General features: G+C 65.6%; 21 protein-coding genes. 10 read left to right on the top strand and 11 right to left on the bottom strand.

Annotated features, from left to right (window positions below):
* Positions 1-312: 312 nt before the first annotated feature.
* From MUB46_RS09235 to rfbB, 4 genes are read left to right on the top strand one after another with little or no spacing between them, the layout of a single operon-like run.
* Positions 313-1023 carry a sulfotransferase gene (locus MUB46_RS09235; protein WP_261615612.1) on the top strand — a complete coding sequence of 237 codons (711 nt, stop codon included), beginning with the start codon at positions 313-315 and terminating at the stop codon, positions 1021-1023.
* A gap of 21 nt (positions 1024-1044) precedes the next feature.
* Entirely contained in the window at positions 1045-2037 is a 993-nt protein-coding gene (locus MUB46_RS09230) for a glycosyltransferase family 2 protein (protein ID WP_261615611.1), read from the top strand.
* 18 nt (positions 2038-2055) lie between these two features.
* Complete coding sequence (rfbC, locus tag MUB46_RS09225; RefSeq protein WP_261615610.1) at positions 2056-2616, top strand: dTDP-4-dehydrorhamnose 3,5-epimerase; 561 nt, start codon at positions 2056-2058, stop codon at positions 2614-2616.
* Positions 2617-2628: 12 nt separating this feature from the next.
* A complete protein-coding gene (gene rfbB / locus MUB46_RS09220; RefSeq protein WP_261615609.1) occupies positions 2629-3687 on the top strand; it encodes a dTDP-glucose 4,6-dehydratase in 1059 nt (352 codons plus the stop codon).
* Positions 3688-3779: 92 nt separating this feature from the next.
* On the opposite strand, the gene MUB46_RS09215 is transcribed toward rfbB, so the two are convergent.
* The 7 genes from MUB46_RS09215 to cysD form a co-directional block, all read right to left on the bottom strand.
* Positions 3780-4922, bottom strand: a complete 1143-nt coding sequence (locus MUB46_RS09215) for a sulfotransferase (protein ID WP_261615608.1) — start codon at positions 4920-4922, stop codon at positions 3780-3782.
* A 39-nt stretch (positions 4923-4961) separates the two neighbouring features.
* A complete protein-coding gene (locus MUB46_RS09210; RefSeq protein ID WP_261615607.1) occupies positions 4962-6209 on the bottom strand; it encodes a rhamnosyltransferase WsaF family glycosyltransferase in 1248 nt (415 codons plus the stop codon).
* Positions 6206-7081, bottom strand: coding sequence for a glucose-1-phosphate thymidylyltransferase RfbA (rfbA, locus tag MUB46_RS09205; RefSeq protein WP_261615606.1), 876 nt, complete (start codon positions 7079-7081; stop codon positions 6206-6208). Before rfbA ends, MUB46_RS09210 begins: the two co-directional genes overlap by 4 nt.
* 167 nt (positions 7082-7248) lie before the next feature.
* On the bottom strand, positions 7249-8397 hold the full coding sequence (locus MUB46_RS09200) for an alginate O-acetyltransferase AlgX-related protein (protein WP_261615605.1): 1149 nt from the start codon (positions 8395-8397) through the stop codon (positions 7249-7251).
* Positions 8398-8407: 10 nt separating this feature from the next.
* The gene (locus tag MUB46_RS09195; RefSeq protein ID WP_261615604.1) at positions 8408-9841 is read right to left on the bottom strand and encodes an MBOAT family O-acyltransferase; all 1434 of its coding nucleotides are present in this window, start codon (positions 9839-9841) and stop codon (positions 8408-8410) included.
* 78 nt (positions 9842-9919) lie between these two features.
* A complete protein-coding gene (gene cysC / locus MUB46_RS09190) occupies positions 9920-11830 on the bottom strand; it encodes an adenylyl-sulfate kinase (RefSeq protein WP_261615603.1) in 1911 nt (636 codons plus the stop codon).
* Positions 11831-11871: 41 nt separating this feature from the next.
* Positions 11872-12666, bottom strand: coding sequence for a sulfate adenylyltransferase subunit CysD (gene cysD, locus MUB46_RS09185; protein ID WP_261615602.1), 795 nt, complete (start codon positions 12664-12666; stop codon positions 11872-11874).
* A gap of 235 nt (positions 12667-12901) precedes the next feature.
* On the opposite strand from cysD, the gene MUB46_RS09180 reads away from it, so the two are divergent.
* The gene (locus tag MUB46_RS09180; RefSeq protein WP_261615601.1) at positions 12902-13876 is read left to right on the top strand and encodes a glycosyltransferase family 2 protein; all 975 of its coding nucleotides are present in this window, start codon (positions 12902-12904) and stop codon (positions 13874-13876) included.
* Positions 13877-13911: 35 nt separating this feature from the next.
* On the opposite strand, the gene MUB46_RS09175 is transcribed toward MUB46_RS09180, so the two are convergent.
* The 4 genes from MUB46_RS09175 to MUB46_RS09160 form a co-directional block, all read right to left on the bottom strand.
* The gene (locus MUB46_RS09175) at positions 13912-14907 is read right to left on the bottom strand and encodes a hypothetical protein (protein ID WP_261615600.1); all 996 of its coding nucleotides are present in this window, start codon (positions 14905-14907) and stop codon (positions 13912-13914) included.
* Positions 14908-15012: 105 nt separating this feature from the next.
* The gene (locus MUB46_RS09170; RefSeq protein ID WP_261615599.1) at positions 15013-15552 is read right to left on the bottom strand and encodes a TadE/TadG family type IV pilus assembly protein; all 540 of its coding nucleotides are present in this window, start codon (positions 15550-15552) and stop codon (positions 15013-15015) included.
* 9 nt (positions 15553-15561) lie between these two features.
* The gene (locus MUB46_RS09165) at positions 15562-16101 is read right to left on the bottom strand and encodes a TadE/TadG family type IV pilus assembly protein (protein WP_261615598.1); all 540 of its coding nucleotides are present in this window, start codon (positions 16099-16101) and stop codon (positions 15562-15564) included.
* Between the two features lie 186 nt (positions 16102-16287).
* Positions 16288-16770 (bottom strand): pilus assembly protein N-terminal domain-containing protein, encoded by a 483-nt coding sequence (locus tag MUB46_RS09160; RefSeq protein ID WP_261615597.1) that lies wholly within the window; start codon positions 16768-16770, stop codon positions 16288-16290.
* Positions 16771-17283: 513 nt separating this feature from the next.
* Between MUB46_RS09160 and MUB46_RS09155 the strand changes: the two genes are divergently transcribed.
* The 5 genes from MUB46_RS09155 to MUB46_RS09135 all read left to right on the top strand — a co-directional run bounded on the left by MUB46_RS09155 (position 17284) and on the right by MUB46_RS09135 (position 21292).
* A complete protein-coding gene (locus tag MUB46_RS09155; protein ID WP_261615596.1) occupies positions 17284-17460 on the top strand; it encodes a Flp family type IVb pilin in 177 nt (58 codons plus the stop codon).
* Positions 17461-17682: 222 nt separating this feature from the next.
* Positions 17683-18186: an A24 family peptidase gene (locus MUB46_RS09150; protein ID WP_261615595.1), complete on the top strand. Its 504-nt coding sequence runs from the start codon at positions 17683-17685 to the stop codon at positions 18184-18186.
* A gap of 122 nt (positions 18187-18308) precedes the next feature.
* Positions 18309-19106 carry a Flp pilus assembly protein CpaB gene (gene cpaB / locus MUB46_RS09145; RefSeq protein ID WP_261615594.1) on the top strand — a complete coding sequence of 266 codons (798 nt, stop codon included), beginning with the start codon at positions 18309-18311 and terminating at the stop codon, positions 19104-19106.
* Between the two features lie 26 nt (positions 19107-19132).
* Positions 19133-20560, top strand: coding sequence for a type II and III secretion system protein family protein (locus tag MUB46_RS09140; protein ID WP_261615593.1), 1428 nt, complete (start codon positions 19133-19135; stop codon positions 20558-20560).
* A gap of 45 nt (positions 20561-20605) precedes the next feature.
* On the top strand, positions 20606-21292 hold the full coding sequence (locus tag MUB46_RS09135) for a CpaD family pilus assembly protein (protein WP_261615592.1): 687 nt from the start codon (positions 20606-20608) through the stop codon (positions 21290-21292).

Genomic DNA, 21292 nt, shown 5'->3' with positions numbered 1-21292 from the left:
GCGGCTCTGCCCGTCGGCTGGTTCCCGGCTCAGCCCATTTCCGCTTCGAACACATCCACCGCGTCGTCGTCGGTCTCCTTGATGGTCGCTTCCAAAGCGTGGGCGGCGTCGGCGGCCGCCTGAAGGCGGCTTTGGCGAGCAATCGGTCGTCGCCGGCCTCGCCTCGGCGGAGCCTGTATACGGCGGCATGACAGGTTTGACTTGTCCCGGCTCGCCTTGAGCAATAGAACCCCCAGCACTCCCTGCTTGCCGAAGCGACGTCCCGCGCGATCGGGAGCCGGATGGCACAAAGACTGACGTCAAGGGCGGCATATGAGCGCCAAACGATCCGTGATCATCATCACCTACGGTCGCACCGGCTCGACGCTCCTCGTCGGGCTGCTGAACACGGCCGACCGCACGCTGATCCGGGGCGAGAACGGCAATTTCTTCTACAACCTGTACAAGGCCTACAGCGCGCTGGTGCAGTCGAAGCGGCGCGGCGGGACGAAGCCCAACCATCCCTTCTACGGAATCGACAAGGCCGACCTCACCGGCTTCATCGCCATGTGCCGGCAGGCCGTCTACAAGGTCCTGGCGGTGCCGCGGCCGTGGCTGTCCGGCCCGACCACGATCGGGTTCAAGGAAGTCCGCTATTTGCAGATGGGCGAGCGGGATCTGCTCGAGTATATCGATTTCATGGACATGATATTTCCCGATCCCGTCTACGTTTTCCTGACCCGGGATCACGAAAAGGTCGCGTCTAGCGGGTTTTACAAGAGCAAGAAGAACAAGAGGAAGCTCGCGGAGAAGCTGGCGGCGTGCGACCGAAAGTTCGAGAACATAGCCTCCAGGAGGACCAATACGTTCTCCATTGACTATAAAGATCTAAAGGCCGACAGCGAGCCGCTGCGGGAGCTGTTCGCGTTCGCGGGCCTGGCCTATCATCCGGATCGGATCGAGAAGATCCTCAAGACCGATCACAGTCCGCAGACGCCGAAACACCTGGTGCGACGGACGTCGCCGGCGGATGCAGCCGGTTAGAGAGCCCAGCGCCGATACCGCATGAAGGTCTCAGTCGTCATTCCCACCAAGAACCCGGGCCGGATCTTCCGGGACGTGCTCGATCGCGTGCTCGCGCAGGACTGCCCCTGGCCCTACGAGGTGCTGGTGATCGATTCAGGCTCCAGCGACGGCACCCAGGACTATGCGCGCGCGAAGCCGGGCGTGCGCCTGCACGAGATCGCGCCGGAGGACTTCGGCCATGGCCGCACCCGTAATCTCGGCGCGTCGCTGACAACGAGCGAATACGTGGCGTTCCTGACCCACGACGCCCTGCCGGTCGACAACGCCTGGCTGCGCGCGCTGGTCGGGGCGCTCGAGCAGGACCCCAGTATCGCCGGCGCCTTCGGCCGCCACGTCGCCTATCCCGACGCCAGTCCCTTCACCAAGCGTGACCTGGAGGTTCATTTCGACCGCTTTTCCAGGCAGCCGCCGGTCGTCTCCCGAAAGACCGATCCGCAGCGATACGAGACCGACCAGGGCTGGCGCCAGTTCCTGCACTTCTACTCCGACAACAATTCGTGCCTCAGGCGCAGCGTCTGGGAGACGTTGCCCTATCCGGATGTCGAGTTCGCCGAGGACCAGATCTGGGCGCACCGGATGATCGAGGCCGGCTATGCCAAGGCCTACGCGCCGGACGCGGTCGTCTACCATTCGCACGATTACGGCGTTTTCGAGCGATTCCAGCGCTCGTTCGACGAATCGAACGCCTTCCGCGTCCTGTTCGGCTATCGTTTGAACGCGCGTCCGGTCCGTGCTTTCCTGTCGATCGGCTATCTCGCCAAGCGCGACCTCGCCTTCGCCTGGCGCAACCGGATTTCGCCCTTCGCGACGCTGAAGCGGCTTTCCCTGGACGTTGCCTCGGTGAGCGGCCAGATGGTCGGCGCCCACGCGCCGCGGCTTCCCGGGAGCCTGCGCCTGTCGCTGTCGCGCGACAAGCGCCTGCAGCGCAGCCTTCCCGTCACCACCCCGCGCTGGTCCGCGGAAGAACACTAGGATCGGAGGCCGACGGCCGTGCTGGTTGAGCCCTGCGAAATCCCCGACATCCTGCGGATCACGCCGAAGAAACACGGCGATCACCGCGGGTTCTTTTCCGAAACCTGGAACCGCCACACCTTCGTCGAGGCGACCGGGATCGCCGCCGAGTTCGTCCAGGACAATCATTCGATGTCCTCCGAGATCGGCGTCATCCGGGGGCTGCACTTCCAGTCTCCGCCCTATGCGCAGGGCAAGCTGCTGCGGGTGTCGCGCGGCGCGGTGTTCGACGTCGCCGTCGATATCCGCGTCGGCTCGCCGACCTACGGCCGTCACGTGGCCGCCGAGCTGTCGGCGGGGAACTGGTGCCAGTTGTGGATCCCGCCGGGCTTCGCCCACGGGTTCTGCACGCTTGAGCCCGATACCGAGGTGCAATACAAGGTCACGGGCTATTACGCCCCCGACAATGACCACGGTCTGGCCTTCGACGATCCGGCGCTCGCGATCGCCTGGCCGGTCGAACCGGCCGGGGCGATCCTGTCGGACAAGGATCGGCATCATCCGCGTCTGAAGGACCTGCCGGCCTATTTCCGGTATTGAGGAGTGCCTGCGATGAAGATCCTGGTGACCGGTGGCGCCGGCTTCATTGGATCGGCGGTGTGCCGCCATCTGATCGCCGACACGGACCACGCGGTGGTCAACGTCGACAAGCTCACCTACGCGGCGAACCTGTCCTCGCTCGACCCGATCGCCGGCGATCCGCGCTACCGCTTTGCCAAGATCGACATCTGCGACCGCGACGCGATCCACGCGCTGCTGGTCGAGGAGCAGGTCGACGGGATCATGCATCTGGCCGCCGAAAGCCATGTCGACCGCTCGATCGACGGGCCGGAGGAATTCATCCAGACCAACATCGTCGGCACCTACCGGCTGCTAGAGGCGGCGCGGCACTACTGGTCCGGTCTGCCCGAGGACAGGAAGCAGGCGTTCCGCTTCCATCACGTCTCGACGGACGAGGTCTACGGCTCGCTGCCGCTGGAGTCCGGGGTCTTCACCGAGGAGACGGCGTACGAGCCCTCGTCGCCCTATTCGGCCTCCAAGGCGGCGTCGGATCATCTCGCCCTGGCCTGGTGGCACACCTACGGCCTGCCGGTCGTGCTGTCGAACTGCTCTAACAATTACGGCCCCTATCACTTTCCCGAGAAGCTCATCCCGCTGATGATCCTCAACGCGATGGAGGACAAGGCGCTGCCCGTCTATGGCAGCGGCAGCAACATCCGCGACTGGCTCTATGTCGAGGACCACGCCCGCGCGCTGGCGACGGTGCTGACGAAGGGGACCCCGGGGGAATCCTACAACGTCGGCGGCGACGCCGAGCGCAGCAATCTCGATGTGGTCGAGGCGATCTGCGATCTCGTCGACGCGCGCCGGCCGCGCGCCGACGGCAGCCGCCGCCGCGACCTGATCACCTTTGTCGCCGACCGTCCCGGCCACGACCTGCGCTACGCGATCGACGCCTCGAAGATCGCCCGCGAGCTCGGCTGGACGCCGCGCGAGGACTTCGAGTCGGGTCTCGCCAAGACCGTCGACTGGTATCTCGACAACGAAGCGTGGTGGGCGCCGATCCGCGACGGGCGCTATACCGGCGAGCGGCTCGGCCTGCGCGCCTGAGCCCCGGGTTCCCGTTTTTCGGGGGCCCGTCTTTCTGGGGGGCTGTCTTTCGGGTTCCTGTCTTCCGGACCGCAAGCCTTTCGAGGCTCGGCCTAGGCCTCGACGTCGATCCGCACGTCCTCGACTGTGCCGTCCTTGGCCAGCGGCACGATGGCCAGGCGCTTCAGGCTGCCCGTCGTCTGGATCTTCAGGACCGGTGAGCGCGAGGTCAGATCCATGAGCAGGCGGTGGCCGAGGTGGAACCGGCCATCGTAGTCGTAGTAGAGCCGGACGCGGTCGTCATCGCCGGTTCGCGACAGCGTGAACCGGAGCCAGAAGGTCTTGGGAAAGCCCGTCTCGGGCGCCAGCCAAACCGAGGCGCGGTCCCCGGCGTAGCCGATTTCGCCCTTTTTCGGCCTGCCGGCGGCCGCGTCGACCGGCTTGAGCCCGCTCTCGGCCGGGGCGGACGCCTCCTCGGCGCCGAACCAGTACTCCGGCAGGTTCAGATAGCCCGCGCCCTGGTCGAGGATCATCGAGGCGGCCCGCTCGATCGTCTCCGGTTCGGCCTCGAGGCCCAGGAAACGCGCCACCTGTTCGACGCAGGCCCGCGGGTTCTCGGTGGCCTGCTCGTAGTTGATCATCAGCACCGGGGCGTCGACCTGGTCGATGAAGCTGAAGATCGCCTGATAGTTCGTCAGCGCGTCCTTGATCGCCGCCGGCAGGGTGCCGCCGGTGCGCGCCACCACGCTCATGCCGCGCGCCATCGGGTGGCGCATCACGAACAGATAGTGCGGATTGCGCAGGCTCGGATGAAACCTGTCCATCATCTGCGAGGCCTCGGGGAACTTGAAGCCCCAGATCCGGTGTTCGCCGTCGCGCTCGCGCGCGAGCTTGCCGAAATCGCCGAAATTCTTCTTGGAGACGATGGCCTGGACCGTGGAGTCCTCATGGTTGAAGCCGAGATTGTCGCCCATGAAGAGGCCCAGGCCGCGCAGCACCCCGGAGACCATCGAGGTCCCGCCGCGCGCCACGCCGAGCACGATCGCGGTGCGCGGCGCGCCGGGCTTCAGGCTGCTCTCGCGGATGACGGCGCAGGCATCCTTGCGCCCCGTCCCCATCACCGATCGGCGGCCGCTGTCGGCGTCGACGACGGTGGAGCTGTAGGCGGGATTGTTGACGGCGTTGATGCGCAGCGGATCGAGCCGGTTCGGCCGGACGAGATTGCGCGCCCTGCGCCACGCCAGTCTGATCTTCATCTGCTCAGGCTCCCGCGACCGGGGCGCTGCCGTCCCGGTTCATTCGTAGGCCTCGAGAAAGGAACTGAATTTCTTGAACTCGTTGTCCCAGGAGGTCGACTGGCTGAGGTCGAGGCCCTTCTTCCTGCGCGCATCGACCTCAGCCCCGCCGTCCAGCACCGTCATCAGAGTCTCGGCGATGCTGTCCACCGTCAGGTCGCAGTGCCAGGAGACGGATTCGTCGATCAGCCACTCGTTGTTGGCGCCGCGGTTGACCACCAGCGGGCAGTCGCAGGACAGAACCTCGAGCGGCATCAGCGACAGGTTGGTGAGCGACAGGACGAGTGCCGCGTCGGCCTGGCCGATCATGTCGGCGAGCTTCGCCGGCGGCACCACGCCGGCGTCGACGTGCGGGAAGGGGATGTCGTAGAAGTCGAGGTCCCATCCCGCCAGCAGCGCCGCGGTATCGCCGCGCGCGTCGCACACCCGCTTCAGCGCCAGCACGCCGAGCTCGAATGCGCGCCGCGCCGTCCCCGGCCGCGAATAGAAGAACACCTGCTTGGCGTATTTGGAGGGACGGCGAGGCGCCGGCTTGTAGATGTCGTGGTCGCAGGAGAACGAGATCGCCTGCGTCCGCATGCCGTATTCGGCCGCCAGCTTGTCCTTCAGCCAGTCGCCGGCCGTGATGGCGTCGAGACCGAGCCTGTAGGTGCCCTCGGCCAGGATCTGCTCCGACCCGACCGGATAGAAATACGGCTCGAAATCCTGCACGAAATAGATCTTGTGGGCGGCGTCCTTGTATTTCGCCACCCAGTAGGCCGTCTGCCAGCCGGTCGCGATCAGGAACCGGCTCGGCGGGATGTTCCGGCAGCCGAGCACGACCTTTGTGTGCTCCAGCGGCGTGAAGTGCTTGTGGATCGCGGCGATGGCCTCCCCGGCCCGCAGCCAGCGGTAGGGCTCCTTGATGACGATCGTCTGATTCTTCCAGCCGAGCAGCTCAAGGCCGCGCACGATCCGCAGGATCGTGGTGTGGCCGCCGGAGCCAGCCGCGAAGTCGGGGATGACCCAGGTGATCGAATCGCGCGGCGCCGCGGCGATGACGGCGGGATCGCCGCTGCCCTGCTCCTCCCCGAGATGGGTCTCGAACTTGTCGACGAGCTTGAAACGGCCGTAGCCGCCGCTGATCGCCTTACCGAGCGAACCGGGGATCATCTTGCCGATTTCGCCGCGCCCGCGATTGAGCGCGGTCGCCCAGCCGTAGCGCTGCACGTAGGCCGGCAGCCACTGCAGCTTCTGGATTGCGTTCATTGGCGCGCCCGTTCTCCGATGCGCAGCAGGTACCGTCCGTAGTCGGTCTTGCCGAGCCGCTCGCCGGCGGCGAGCAGGGCGTCGAGATCGATATAGCCCTTGAGGAAGGCGATTTCCTCGGGGCAGGCGATCTTCAGCCCCTGGCGCCGCTCGATGGTCTGGATGAACGAAGACGCCTCGTGCAGGGCGTCGTGCGTGCCTGTGTCGAGCCAGGCGTAGCCGCGCCCGAGCCGCTCGACCTGCAGCCGGCCGCGCTCGAGATAGGTCTGGTTGACCGTGGTGATCTCGAGTTCCCCGCGTGCCGACGGCTTCACGTCCCTGGCGATGGCGACGACGTCGTTGTCGTAGAAGTAGAGCCCGGTCACGGCCCAGTCCGAACGCGGCGCCGTGGGCTTCTCCTCGATCGACAGCGCCTTGCCGTCTCTGTCGAATTCGATCACCCCGTAGCGTTCCGGATCGACCACCTGATAGGCGAACACCGTCGCGCCCTCGGTGCGCCTGGCCGCACCCTCCAGATGATCCTGGAGGCCGTCGCCGTAGAAGATGTTGTCGCCGAGGATCAGCGCGCAGGCGTCGTTGCCGATGAAGTCGGCGCCGATGATGAACGCCTGCGCCAGACCTTCGGGCTTCGGCTGCACCGCGTAGGACAGCGACAGCCCCCATTGCTGGCCGTCGCCGAGCAGGGTCTCGTACAGCGGCAGGTGCTCCGGGGTCGAGATGATCAGGATCTCGCGGATGCCGGCAAGCATGAGCACCGACAGCGGATAGTAGATCATCGGCTTGTCGTAGACCGGCAGGAGCTGCTTGCTCATCGAGATGGTCAGGGGATGCAGACGAGTGCCGCTGCCGCCCGCGAGAATGATACCTTTCATCTACAGCTCTTTTTCACCGAGAGTAGGATGTGGGAACCGGTGGCCGGCCGCTGTCGGGCCGCGTTCGGACCTGCCGACGCGGGCGACTGCAACGTCAGGCGGCACCGACGCCGCCGTTTCCACTAGCCGCTGACGCCCTGTCAGTCAAACCGCGACGGCGGTAACGCTCACGAGCGCCGGCCCAGGGTGGACAGCAGCGTCAGCACCGCGTCGCTGTCCTCGGCGAACGGCGTTTGCGCGCTGGTCTGCCAAATGAAGCGTTCCGCGCGCAGAAACAGCACGATATCGGCCTCCGCCAGCGCCTTCCGGGCCAATTCCGTGTCGATCGACACGGTGTGGATGAACGTGGTCGAGGAGAAGAACAGCCGCAGGGAGGGATGCAGGGCCGTCCCGTAGGAATCGCAGATCACGGCAATCTTCGGCAGCAGCCGCGCGCCGTCGCGCGCCGTCGCCGTGTATCGCACGGTCGGCGCCTTGCCGGCCCGCTCCGCCCCGGCCCGCTTCCAGCGCACGCCCGGCCGCCGGAAGATCCAGGTATCGGCAGGCTCCGTCCGGTCGAGACCGGCGTACCGGACGAGGTCGGGCAGGACCTCGCGGGGCTTTCCGCGCGCGATTTCCAGGGAGGCAGACAGGCCCGGGGCGAGGTGGTCGACGATCGCGCGCGTCATCACTGCGGCGCCGGGCGTGGTCCAGTGGGTGTCGCGCGGGTGGTAGAGCGGTTCGGGCGACTGCTTCGCGGCCCGCTCCAGATCGTCCCACGCGTCGATGAAGCCCTCGACCGGCGCGCGCCGCATGAGCGCGCGGAACTGCTCCAGCCGTTCCCGCACCACCGTCTGCCGGCGCTGGTCGCGCTCGCCCAGGTGATCGGCATAGATCGTCGGCTTGTGCGGCGCGACCGCGTACAGGAACGTCTTTCCGGCCGCCTCCACCTCGTCCTTCAGGCGCGCGATGCCCGCCCGCAGGGTCGCGGGATCGTAGTCCGGCTCCAGGCCGCGGCCGATCGCGTGCTCGAAGAACACCCAGCCGTCGCGGCCCTGCAGCACCATCAGGGTGTCGAGGTCGCCGAAGACGCCGTTGTCGATCCGCGCGTCGAGCCGGCGCAGCGCGCGGCGCAGGGGCACCCGGTCGCGCAGCCAGGAACCCACGGCGGAAAAGCCCTCGCCGTTCACGAAATCGGTGGCGCCGACCTCCGGGAAGGGGACCGGATTGCGGTTGAGGTCCCCGGTATCCGGTCGCAGCAGCGGCGCGGCGACGAACAGGCCGGCCAGCGGCAGCGCCACCGCGATGGAAACCAGGACTTTCTCGTAGCCGCGCACCGTCCCCGCCCTAGAACTGGAAATAGATGAAGCTGGTGAACGCGCCCGCGATGACGAGCGTCAGGGCGTAGTAGTAGCCGACACCGACGACGAGGACACGCCCGGCGAGGCCCGCGATCCCGTCGCGCAGCAGCACGTCCGGCATGCGGAACGCGCGCGGCAGCACGAACACGAGCGCGGCGAGCGCCAGCACCGTGGACGCCCGGTTGGTCGCGGCCTGCGCCACGGCATCGGGAAGGCCCGCCATGTCCGGCGTCGCCAGCGCGGCGTAATAGCCGAGCGCGGCGCCGAGATCGGGCGCGCGGAACAGCACCCAGCCGGCCATCACCAGGAGCAGCGTCAGCGCCCGCGCGCCGATCACCGCCGGCAGCGTCTGGAACGTCCGCTCGCGCCAGCCGGTCAGCCGCTCGGCGACCAGAAGCAGCCCGTGCCACGCGCCCCAGAGCACGAAGGTCCAGGCCGCGCCGTGCCACAGGCCTGTCACCAGGAACACGATCCACAGGTTGGCGTAGGTCAGCAGGGCGCCGCCGCGGTTTCCGCCGAGCGGAATGTAGAGATAGTCGCGGAACCAGCTCGACAGGCTCATGTGCCAGCGCCGCCAGAATTCGGTGATCGAATGCGCCGAATAGGGCCGGTCGAAGTTCTCCGGGAACCGGAAGCCGAGAATGCGGCCGAGCCCGATCGCCATGTCGGAATAGCCGGAAAAATCGAAATAGATCTGGATCGTGTAGGCGACGAGCCCGATCCAGGCGGCGGAGAAGGTCAGGTCGCCCGACGACGTGGCGAAGGCGGCGTCGGCGATGGGCGCGACGCTATCGGCGATCACCACCTTCTTCACCAGTCCCAGCGCGAAGCGCTGCGCGCCTTCGGCGAAGTCGTCGAAACGGGTGCGCCGTTCGACGAGCGCCTCCGCGATCGTCGCGTAGCGCACGATCGGGCCGGCGACGAGCTGCGGGAACATCGAGACATAGAGCGCGAAATCGACGAGGCTGCGCGCCGGCCGCGCCGCCCCGCGCGCCACGTCGAACACGTAGGACATCGCCTGGAAGGTGTAGAACGAAATGCCGATCGGCAGGATCACCCCGTCCCAGGCGATGGTGCCGAGACCGGTCATGGTGCCGACGTCGTTGAACTGGGCGACGATGAAGTTGGCGTATTTGAAGTAGCCCAGGATCGCCAGGTTGGCGGCCACCGCGCCGGCGATCCCGGCAATCTTCAGGCGCCGGTCGCCGCTGGTGCGCGCCCGCGCCACGACCGCGCCGCAGGCGAAGTTGAGGACGATGGAGGCGATCAGGATCAGGACGAGGGCGCCCGATCCCCACACGTAGAACAGGACGCTGGCGACCAGCAGGACCGCGTTGCGGGCGGCCACCGGCACCAGGAAATACAGGCCGATCGCGGCCGGCAGGAAGAAGATCAGAAACTCGATCGACGAGAAGACCATACCCGATCCCAGCACGGCCGGCGGCGCGACGTCTCCGCACCGGCCGGCCGCATGCCGCGACCCGGCACTGTTGGCCGGTTAACTGCGGAACGTCTTTTCCACGTATCCGAGCAGTTCTTCAAGGGCCTGGTCGATCGACAGGTTGCTGGTGTCGATGATCAGCTCGGCGGTGTCGGGGGCCTCGTAGGGCGCCGAGATGCCGGTGAAGTCCTTGATCTCGCCGGTGCGCGCCTTGGCGTACAGGCCCTTCGGGTCGCGCTCCTCGCAGGTTCCCAGATCCGCCTTGATGTAGACCTCGTGGAAGTGCTCGCCCGCTGCCTTGCGCGCGCGCTCGCGGTCCGACTGGTAGGGCGAGATGAAGGCGGTGATCGTCAACAGACCCGCCCGCGAGAACAGCGCCGCCACCTCGCCGACGCGGCGGATGTTCTCCGCGCGCTCCTCCGGCGAGAAGCCGAGATTGGCATTGAGGCCGAAGCGGATGTTGTCGCCGTCGAGCACGTAGGTCTGGTAGCCGCGGTCGAACAGTGCCCGTTCGAGCTTGGTGGCGAGCGTCGACTTGCCGGCGCCGGACAGGCCGGTGAACCAGAGCACGCCGCCCTTGTGGCCGTTCTGGCGCTCGCGCTCGTCGGTCGGCACGCCGTGCTGGACGCGCGTGATGTTCTTGGCGCGCTGGGTGACGAGCTGGCGCTGGTCGGCGTAGCCCTCCATCGAGATGATGCCGCCGCCGGCGATGTCGTAGCCGTCGATCAGCACGAAGCGGCCGGTGCGGCCGTTGCGGGTGTGCTCGTCGAGGGCCAGCATGCGCCGGGAGCGCAGGACGACCTCGCCGACCTGGTTGCGCTCGACCTTCGAGGTGGTCGACGACGACAGGTCGGTGGTGTCGAGCACGTGCTCGATCTCCTGCACCGTGACCTGTGCCTCGCCCGTGCCGATCTTCATCTTGTAGATCTTGCCCTTTTCCAGGGGCTTGCGACCGAGCCAGAACAGCTTGGCGCGGAACACCTCGGTCTCGACCGGCGGGTTGGTCGTGTGCGAGGCCATTTCGCCGCGTTCGACGAAAAGCTGATCGTCGAGCGTGATGCCGATGCACTGGCCGGCGCCGACGGTATTCGGGCGCGCGTCCGAATCGGACGGTTCGGGCCACACCTCGATCGACTTGACCCGCGCGGTGTTGTTCGACGGCGAGAACATCAGCTCGTCGCCGACATGAAGGCGGCCGGATTCGATGCGTCCGGCCAGGATGCGCCGGTCGTCGAACTTGTAGACGTCCTGGATCGGGAAGCGCAGCGGCCGGTCGACAGACGTCGCGGGAAGCTGGAAGGAGTCGAGCGCGCCGACGACGGTCGGCCCGTCGTACCATTCCATGGCCTGCGAGCGGGTGGCGATGTTGTCGCCTTCGCGCGCCGACACCGGCACCACGAAGGTCGGCGTCACGCCGATCGAGGCGAGATAGTCACGGTATTCCGCCTCGATCTTGGTGAAGACGTCCTCGCGATAGCCGACCGCGTCCATCTTGTTGACGGCGACCGCGATCTGGCGGACGCCGAGCAGGTGCAGCAGATAGCCGTGCCGGCGCGACTGCTCCTGAACGCCCTCGGTGGCGTCGATCACCAGGACGGCGGCGTCGGACTGGGCCGCGCCGGTGATCATGTTCTTGAGGAATTCCTTGTGGCCGGGCGCGTCGATGATCGTGTAGTCGCGCTTCTCGGTCTTGAACCAGATCTGCGCGGTGTCGATGGTGATGCCCTGGTCGCGTTCGGCCTGCATGGCGTCCATCAGGAACGCCCACTCGAACGGCATGCCGCGGCGTTCGCACATCTTGCGGATCGCCTCGAACTTGCCGTCGGGCAGCGAGCCGGTGTCGTGGAACAGGCGGCCGACCAGCGTCGACTTGCCGTGATCGACATGGCCGACGATGACGATGCGCAGGAGCTGTCGGGCCGCGGCGCGGGTGGCGGCGGCGGTTGCGGAAATCGGACCAGCGTTCATGACGGGGCTTTCGGACATAATGGAATGACGGGGCGGCGGGCTTACATGTAGCCTTCTGCGCGCAGGCGCTCGAAGGAGTCTTCGGCCTCATGGTCCATGGCGCGGCCGGCGCGCTCGGACACCTTGGTGGTCAACAGTTCCTCGACGATCTCGTCGACGGTGGAGGCCGTGGAATCGACCGGGAAGGTGATGTCCTCGTCGCCCAGGGACCGGTAGCGCTTGCCGTTGTTGGCGAAATACAGCGAGATCAGCGGGATGCCCTCGCGCGCCGAGTAGCGCCAGATATCGATCTCGGTCCAGTGCAGCAGCGGGTGCACGCGGAGGTGGGTTCCGGGCGGGAAGTCGGTCTTGTACTGGTCCCAGAACTCCGGCGGCTGGTCGCGGAAGTCCCACTGGCCGGTCTCGCCGCGCGGGCTGAACACGCGCTCCTTGGCCCTGAGCGCTTCCTCGTCGCGCCGGATGCCGGCGAACAGGGCGTTGAATTTGTGCTTCTCGATCGCCGCCTTCAGGCCCAAAGTCTTGCGCGCGGCGGAGCGGGCGGCCGGAGGCAGCGTCTCGTCGGTCGCCTCGACCGGCGGGCATTCCTCGCGGATGAACTTCAGGTTCCACTCCTTGGCATAGCGGTCGCGGAACGCGTACATTTCCTTGAACTTCTTGCCCGTGTCGACATGCATGACCGGGAAGGGCACGTGTCCGAAGAACGCCTTGCGGGCGAGCCACAGCATCACGTTGGAATCCTTGCCGAGGCTCCACAGCATCGCAATGTTGTCGATGCGGTTGAAGGCTTCGCGAAAGATGTAGATGCTCTGGGCTTCGAGCTCGTCGAGATGGTTCATGGGATCTCTTCTTGTTACGTATGCGGCGCGTCACCCTGCGGGATCGGCGCCGAATTCCAGAGAGGCCTCGGGTCGGTCCGCGACCGCCGACCGTCGCTGGTGTCTATAGCGATCTACGCGGACTACGTAAAATGAATGCCGGGCCTTATAACGAAGCGATCCCTATGAGAAAAGACCCTTGTGCAGTGCAGCAAAATCCGTATGCCCGCTCGGCGGCATTTGAGCATCCTGTTCCATGAACGCCGTTCCGCGCGTCAGTATCGTTCTCCTGAACTGGAACGGCGGAGACCGCGTCGTCGAGTGCTTTCGTGCCGTTCGGGCCCAGGATTACCCCGAGATCGAGTTCATACTGGTCGATAACGATTCCGCGGACGGATCGGTGGAAAAGTGCCTGGCGGCCGGAAAGCCGGACAAGCTGATCCGGCTGCCGGAGAATCGCGGCTTCGCCGCCGGCATGAATGCCGGCATCGCCGAGGCGACCGGCGACTGGGTGATGCCGCTGGGTAACGATGTCTATCTGTCGCCCGACTACGTTTCCACCGTGGTCGCCCGCGGCGAGGCCGATCCGGAGATCGGCGTCGTCGGCGGCAAGGAATATGCCTGGGCGGACGGTGAGCGGACCAACCTGCCGCGCCCGAGCGCGGGCGCGCTGTTCGTGTCGCGGGAGCTGCGCGGCCGCTGGGTCCCGACCTCCGGGGATGCCTATGCCTTCGGCGTCTCCGGCTCGATGCCGCTGATGCGCCGCGCCATGCTGGACGACATGCGCGCGGTCCACGGCTATTGCTACGACGAGCGGTTCGGCACGGGCTACGAGGATCTCGACCTGTGGTTCCGCATGCAGCACCGCGGCTGGAAGGCGCTCTATTGCCCGGCGGCTACGGCCTGGCATGTCGGGTCCGCCTCCGCCGACGGCGCGTCCGGTTTCCTCGACAAGCCGCCGGACTATCAGCAACGCCTGTTCCGCAACCGCCATCTGATCTGGATGAAGGATATTTCGCCGGGCATGCGGCGGCGGCTGTGGCTGCGCTGGCACCTGTTCGAGCTGCTGCTGCCGGCCTATCTGTTGTTGCGGGCGCCCTCGGCGCTTGGCCCCTGGTGGCGCGGTCGGTGCGACGCCCGCCGCCAGGCGGCGGCATTTCGCAGCGAGGGCGAAACGACGAGCCGGCAGGCCCTGGTGCCGGAATCGGTGATGCTCGGCTTCGTGCGCTGATCTCGGGCGTGCCTGTGCCGGCCCGCTCCGGCCACCTAGTTGGGCACCACCTTGAGGCTGACTTCGCTCACCTCGATGGCGCGCCCCTGGCCTTGCGTGTCGGCCAGGATCGACACCAGCGCCAGCCGGGACGCCGCGTCCTCGCCGAATGCGTATTCGATCGCATAGGGACGGAACGTGTCGTCGAGTTCGAAACGCTGCCACCCCGAGCTGCGCCTTGCGCCGCCGGAGATCGCCAGCGCGAATTCGGGGCTGGGATTGTCCGGGGCGGCACGGGCAACCACGATCAGCCGCAGCGTGCTGTCGGCGATGGCGGCGCGGATATCGCGGCTGAACATGATCCGCGCCCCTTGCGTGCGACGGTTCGCCGAGGCGCCCTCGACGCGCGACTCGATCCGCACCACGCCGGGTCCGAACAGCTCCCTGACGTTCGAAACGGTGGTGTCCTCCGGCGCCGACAGACGCTCGGCCGCCGCGCCGACGAACAGGACGGCCGCACCGGTGTCATCCAGGCGCTGCGCCACCGCATCCATGCTTGGCAGCGAGGGCGCGAATATGGAAGAGAGGATGAGCCAGATGCCAAAGCCGATCGCGCCGATGACGGCCGCTGCGAAGACGACAGGTGCCGGCAGCCGCAGCGCGGCGAAGCGTCCCGGCTTCTCGTCGTCCCAGCCGATCGCGCCGCGCGGTCCCGACGGTGGTGTGATCGGTGGGGCCCCAGTTGGGTCTGGAGTGGCGCGCGCGTCGTCTGTGGTCGCCGCGTGCTGCGCGCCGATGAACGCCGCGACCGCCTCCGCGGTTGGCCCCTCTTTCGGACCGCGGCTCGCGTACTCGGACTCGATGCGCGAGATCGCCGCTTCGAGGTCCTGCCGATAGGCGTACTCGGTCTCCGCCGGGAGGGGCGGATCGGACTCCGCGATCAGGTGTTCGAGCTGGACACGCGCGCGGTCGTATATCGCCACGCGGGCCGCGGTGGAATCGCGGCCCTCGGCGGCGACCGAACGCGCGAGAATGGCAAAGAAGTGATCCAATGTGCCCGGATGCCCGCTTAGCCGACTTCGGCTAGGAATACCCGATGCGTCGCCCCTTTGCGATTCCTTCGGTGGCTTCGGACCGGTGGGCGGGGCCAATCCCCGTCAGCAGGGCAGCTTGATAGCTTCGCCCTGCCGGGGCCGCATGTAGAACGTGTCGTTCAAGGTGATCGACTCCGTCAGGATCTGGCCTATCGTGGGGATGTACTCGTACTGGACCTCGGTTATCACCAGGGTCGTTCCCTCTATCCGGACACCATTCGGCACCGTCATATTCGACCCCTTCGCCCGCGCCGAGGCGTGATAGGAGCAGCTGCCGAGCACCTTGTCTCCGTTGGATGTGATGTCGACGCTTGATACGACGACCTTGAGGGGCGCCGCCGAGTAGGGTTCCATGATCGCCTGGGCCGCGGAGAAGATGTTTTCCATCTCGACCTGGTTGATGATCGTGCCCTGGGCGACGAGGTCTCCAACGGAGCCGCCGGCCGTGGTCAGCTTGCGATCGACCGTGATCGCGTGGCTGAGTTCGACGCCGCCCGCGTAGATCAGGATCAACACCGGCAGGATGAGCGCGAACTCGACGGCTGACGTGCCGATTTCGTCCCGGCGCAGGGTTTTCCAGCGAAATCGCTTCCATGCGGTCATCGTGTCGCCTCAGAACGGCTCGTTTCGAAAGGTCGCGGCCGCGGACAGCAGGAAGTTGCCGTTGGCCAGGTTGGTCGGGGAGATGAAGTCCGGCAGCACGGTCGGCCATTCGTAGAAGGCGCGAACAAGCATGATGTCGCCGCCCAGGCCGGGCTCGTAGACGAAGTCGGCGTCCGTGAACTTGCCCTCGCCGTCGATCGGCACCGGCTGTCTGGCGCTGAAGTCCTGTAGCTTGCGGACGTCGATCTTCAGTCCATTGTCGCAGTCGAGCAGCGCGATCACGCCGGAACAGACGGCCTGCTTGAACTTGGCTTTGTTGAATTTCTGTTCCTGCGCCTGGCCCGTGCGGATGAGGCGGGCCGCATCGGCCAGTCCCGTTTCCATGAGCTGGCCGGCGAAGAAGATAAGCGCGGTTTCAAGGATCGCGAACAGGATGGCGAAGAACGGCAATGCCACGAGGGCGAACTCGACGGCAATGGCGCCTTCCGTGTCCCGGGCGAAGCGACGAACGAGTCGCCGTCGCACCGCCAGCGCTTGCCGAGCAATCATTCCGCTGCCTCCGAGTTGGTTCCGAGCGCGCGCATCTGCGTGGCGACACCCGCAGGTATCTTCGGTACCCGAACCAAACTTAGACAGAGAATGTTTGCCGAACCGTTTCCGGCAACGCCGGAGCCTCGGGGATTGCGGTAGGGCTTCGTTAACTCAGGCGGTGCGCCTTCGTCTCGAAGGCGTCGGTCAGTTGGACCCTGCCTGGCCGGACGCCAGCCCGATGCGATCCTGGATCTGGGCATTCAGAGTCGTGTAGTTCTCGCCCGTGTCGCCCAGCATAAGGGTGCGTTCGCAGGTCGGGGCGCAGCTGTATGAGAGCCGGCTGGGACCGCGTTGGACCGTGACGATGCCGACATCGTCTCCACGCACGTGAAGTGTAAGATCGCCGATCGTCTGTCCGGCCGAATCCAGAACGATCATGTTGGTCACGCCGAAGCTCTTGCCTGTCACGACCAGCATTTCGCGGTTATGAACGAGGGCGTCGGCAATTGACGGATTGCCGATAATGACGGTCGCGGCGGGTTGGTCCAGCTGCACGATCTTCGCGCGATCGACCTCGACGAGCAGGGTGTCTTCCAGGGCGACCGCAGGCCGCGTTGTGGTGGTCGCGACGGCCATCAGCAGCGCGCCTGCGAGAATTCCCCTGAAGACCGGCATGAAGATCGGCATGGCGAACATCCTTCCGCAACCTACTCACGTGCGTGGACTGTACCGAAATATTGGTAAACGAATTGCCAACGCCGCCGGCGATGGATTCGCCTGGGGCGGTTCTGTTTGACGCCGGGCCAGTTAAGCGGTGCCGACTACGATGTTTCGTCGCCACGTGTCGGCTGACGGTCGCCGGGAACGAATTTCCCCGTCTAATGAAGGTGTATTAAATTGCTAATTGCTTCGAAAGATCGGAATAATACAGAAAACAACAAGCTTATACTCTAAAAAATGATGTGGTTAACGGCGTTTAACCGAACTAAAGCAGAAATTTCTAGGGATGATTGGTGAGTAAAGATCGATAGCAAATCGTTCACCAACGGATTTGAACTGTAAATTACATGCATATGTGTGCGATCGAATTAAGTTGTTCGTAACGCGTGGAGCGTAGGGTCGCCCTCGGTTCGATGAACGAGGCCCAAAAACGCCGGTCGAACCGAGCGTCTTAAGACGATAGGACAAGGAGCGATCAAGATGACCAATCTCTTCAAGAACTTCGCCCGTGACGAGTCGGGTGCCACCGCCATCGAATATGGCCTCATCGCCGCCGGCATCTCGGTTGCGATCGTCGGCATCGTGTATTCGGTCGGTGGTTCGCTGACCACGACCTTCACGACGATCAACGACAAGCTGACCGGCGCCGGCGCCTGATTGGCCGCCGCAGGCAGTTTGCCTGTTACGATCCGCCGCTCCGGCTCACGCAGCCGGGGCGGCGTTTCGTTTTTATTGCGCCCGGCCGTTTCGTGGCACCTGGACTTTACGGACTCCGACATCGGCCACGCGTTTAGATCGACCTCGCGTTTAAGCCGCCATTAAGCGGTGCGTGGCATATACGGTGTCTCGGACTGTGCGATCCCGGAGCAGTTTCGCGATATGTTGAACGCCGCCCTCTTGCTTGTCTTTCCCGGTGCGATGGCGCTGGCCGCCAGTCTCGACTTCTTCACAATGACGATTCCGAACCGGCTGACGATCGCGTTCGCGGTGCTGTTCTTCCCCGCGGCCTACTTCGCCGGACTGGCGCCTGCGGAGATCGGCATGCATGTCGCTGCCGGCGCGGCGGTGCTCGTCGTCTCCTTCGCCTTCTTCGCCTTTGGCTGGATCGGCGGCGGTGACGCGAAGTTCGTCGCGGCCGTCGCGCTTTGGCTGGGCTGGAGCAATCTGCTCGAGTACGCCTTGCTGTTCTCCCTGCTCGGCGGCGCGCTGACCCTGGTCATTCTGTCGGTGCGCCGATATCCGCTGCCGTTCATGCTCACACGCGCCGACTGGGCCGTGCGCCTGCATGATTCGAAAACCGGCATTCCATACGGTATTGCGCTGGCCGTGGCGGGTTTTATGGTCTATCCGACGACGGCCTGGATGGATGCGTTCGTCAGGTAAATCAGGCATTTATTGCGACAGCTATCAATTCGATACTTCTCATTAACCATAAGTTGACCATTCGATCCGCATGATCCTTTCAAACGCCGCGTCTTTGCGGCAGCGAGTTGGGATGATGTGTCATGAAAGTTGCGCGTCTCGTCGTACTTGGTGTTGCCGTCGTCGCCGGCTTTTTTGCCTGGCGGCTGGCCAGCAACATCGGCAGCGATCAATCCCCGGTCGTCGTTCAGCAGAAGGTTGATACCGACGAGATCCTGGTGGCCACCAAGGATATCGCGCCCGGCGCGACGCTGTCGGCCGCCGATCTCACCTGGGAAAGCTGGCCGCGCGACGCCATCAACCACGCATTCGTGACCCGCAGCGGCGATCCGCAGGCTATCGACAAAACCGCCGGTTCGGTTGCGCGGACCAGTTTCTTCTCCGGCGAACCGATCCGGGACACCAAGCTCGTCAAGAGTGGGGCCGGCGGGTTCCTGTCTGCGATGCTGCCGACGGGTATGCGCGCCGTGGCCACGAAGACGTCGCCGGAAGTCGGCGCCGGTGGGTTCATCCTGCCCAACGACCATGTCGATGTGGTTCTCACCCGGCAGGACATGAGCGCCAATTCCGGCCGTGATGCCCTGATCAGCGAAACCGTGCTTCAGAACGTCCGCGTCCTCGCGATCGACCAGACGCTCGAGGAGAAGGACGGCCAGATGAACGTGGTCGGCAACGTCGCCACGCTGGAGCTGCGTCCCGAGCAGGTCGAGGTTCTCGCGCTGGCCCAGCAGCTCGGCGACATCTCGCTGTCGCTGCGCAGCATCATGGACGGACCGGGAGCCGATGCCGCTCCGCAGACGGTAAATGGTCTGCTGGGCGGTCGGCGCGGAACCGTCACCGTCGTGAAATTCGGCGTTCCCGTCCAGGTGAACACCAATTGAGTACGAGCATATCGGGGGACTCCGCCATGGCTCGCAGGAGCATCAGATACTCGGTTCTGGCCTTCGCCTTCGCGGTTGCCGCGATCGTGCTCAACGCGGTCGGTGCGGCGCCAGCCGAGGCACAGTCGACAGGCCACATGACCATCCAGCCGGCGGAGCTCTCGGCCTCGCGCCTGGTTAAGCTCGGCCTCGGTAAATCGCTGGTCATCGACCTGCCGCGCGACGCCAAGGACGTCCTGGTGTCCAGCCCCAAGGTCGCCGATGCGGTGATGCGCACCGCGCGTCGGGCCTATCTGATCGGCCTTGAAGTTGGCCAGACCAACGTCTTCTTCTTCGACGTCGCCGGACGCCAGATCGCGGTCATCGAGCTGCAGGTCGATCGCGACACGATGGCGCTTTCGCAGAGCATTCGACAACTGGTCCCGGGTTCGGCGGTCAAGGTCGAGTCCATGAACGACAACATCGTCCTGACCGGGACGGCGCCGACCGCTGCCGACGCGGAAAAGGCCACGGACATCGCGGGCCGTTTCGCCGGGGATCCCGCCAAGGTCCTCAACATGATCGCCGTGGAGGGAAGCGAGCAGGTGTTCCTCAAGGTCACCGTCGCCGAGGTCAAGCGGCAGGTCCTCAAGGAACTCGGCATAGACTGGAACCTGCAGATCAATTCCAGCACGATCGCCGCCAACGTGATTTCCAACCCGGTGTTCGGACTTGGTCTGTCGCAGCTGCCCGCACTTACCGGCCCCGTGACCTGGAGCGACGGCACGACCGCCATCAGCGCCCAGGTGCGCGCGCTCGAATCCAATGGCCTGCTGCGGGTCCTGGCTGAACCGACGCTGTCGGCGATCAGCGGGGAGACCGCGAACTTCCTGGCCGGCGGCGAGTTCCCGGTGCCCATAGGCAATACCTGCGATCCCGATACCGGACAGTGCCAGCTCTCGATCGAATTCAAGCCCTTCGGTGTCGCGCTCGCCTTCACACCCGTCGTGATGTCGGCGAACCGCATCAGCCTCAAGGTCAAGACCGAGGTCTCCGAGATCGACCGGCAGTCGGAAGTCGTCCTGCAGGATACGCGCATTCCCGGCATCAAGACCCGGCGCACGGACACCACCGTCGAGCTGCCGAGCGGCGGTTCGCTCGCCCTGGCCGGGCTCATCCAGCAGGACTCCAAGCAGGTCTTCAACAGCGTGCCCGGCATCGGCGACATCCCGATCCTCGGGACTCTGTTCCGCAGTCGCGACTTCCAGACCGACGAGACGGAGCTGGTGATCCTGGCGACCCCGTACATGGTCGAGCCGACCTCGCGCGACGAGCTTGCCCGGCCGGACAAGAACTTCGCGCCCGCGTCGGATCCCGCCGCGATCCTGCTGGGCCGCCTGAATCGCCTTTACGGTCTCGCCGAGAAGAATCCGGCCGGTAACTACCGCGGCCCGATTGGCTTCATTGTCGAATAGGGGGCGGCACCAGCCGAAGCATCGATGAACGTCAGGTCGAAAAAAATGCCGATCTCGTACACTGCTCGCCGTGTCGTGATGGTCGCCCTCGTCGGATTGCCCATCGCCGCCTGCCAGTCCGATCGCGTGATCACCGGATCGGTGCCCACGTCGGTGGAACAGCGCTATCCCATCGGCGTCGTGCCCGAACGCGTCAAGCTCGATCTCAATGCGACCGGAACCGGGTTGTCGAGACCCGACAAGGCGATGGTCGAGGAATTCGTGCTCGGCTGGCGCCGGCAGGGCACCGGGGGGCTCGAGGTGATGGCGCCGACGGGCACCGCGAACGAAGCCCAGGCCGCCTCCGTTGCCGAGGAGGTCAAGGCGATCGCCTACGCCTACGGCATGCCGGTCGAGTCGGTCCATGTCGTGGGGTATCGCACGACGCAGTATACCGCCCCGGTTCGTCTTGCCTACGAGCGGGCGACGGCGACGCTGGAATGCGGTGCCTGGCCGACCAATGCCGGCGGCGACTGGCGGAATCTTCCCTACGAGAATTTCGGCTGCGCCTCGCAGAAGAATCTTGCTGCGATGGTCGAGGACCCGCGCGATCTGAACGGACCGCGGTCCGGGACGACGCCGCGTGACGGCCAGCGGCGCGACACCGTGTACGGCAAGTATCGGAAGGGCGAGGATCCGTCCACGATCTACAACGACGCGGGCACGGGTCAGATCAGCGAGGTTGCGCAGTAG

The organism is Microbaculum marinisediminis (assembly GCF_025397915.1).
Taxonomy (GTDB): domain Bacteria; phylum Pseudomonadota; class Alphaproteobacteria; order Rhizobiales; family Tepidamorphaceae; genus Microbaculum; species Microbaculum marinisediminis.
This window is presented reverse-complemented; position numbering and strand designations above follow the sequence as displayed.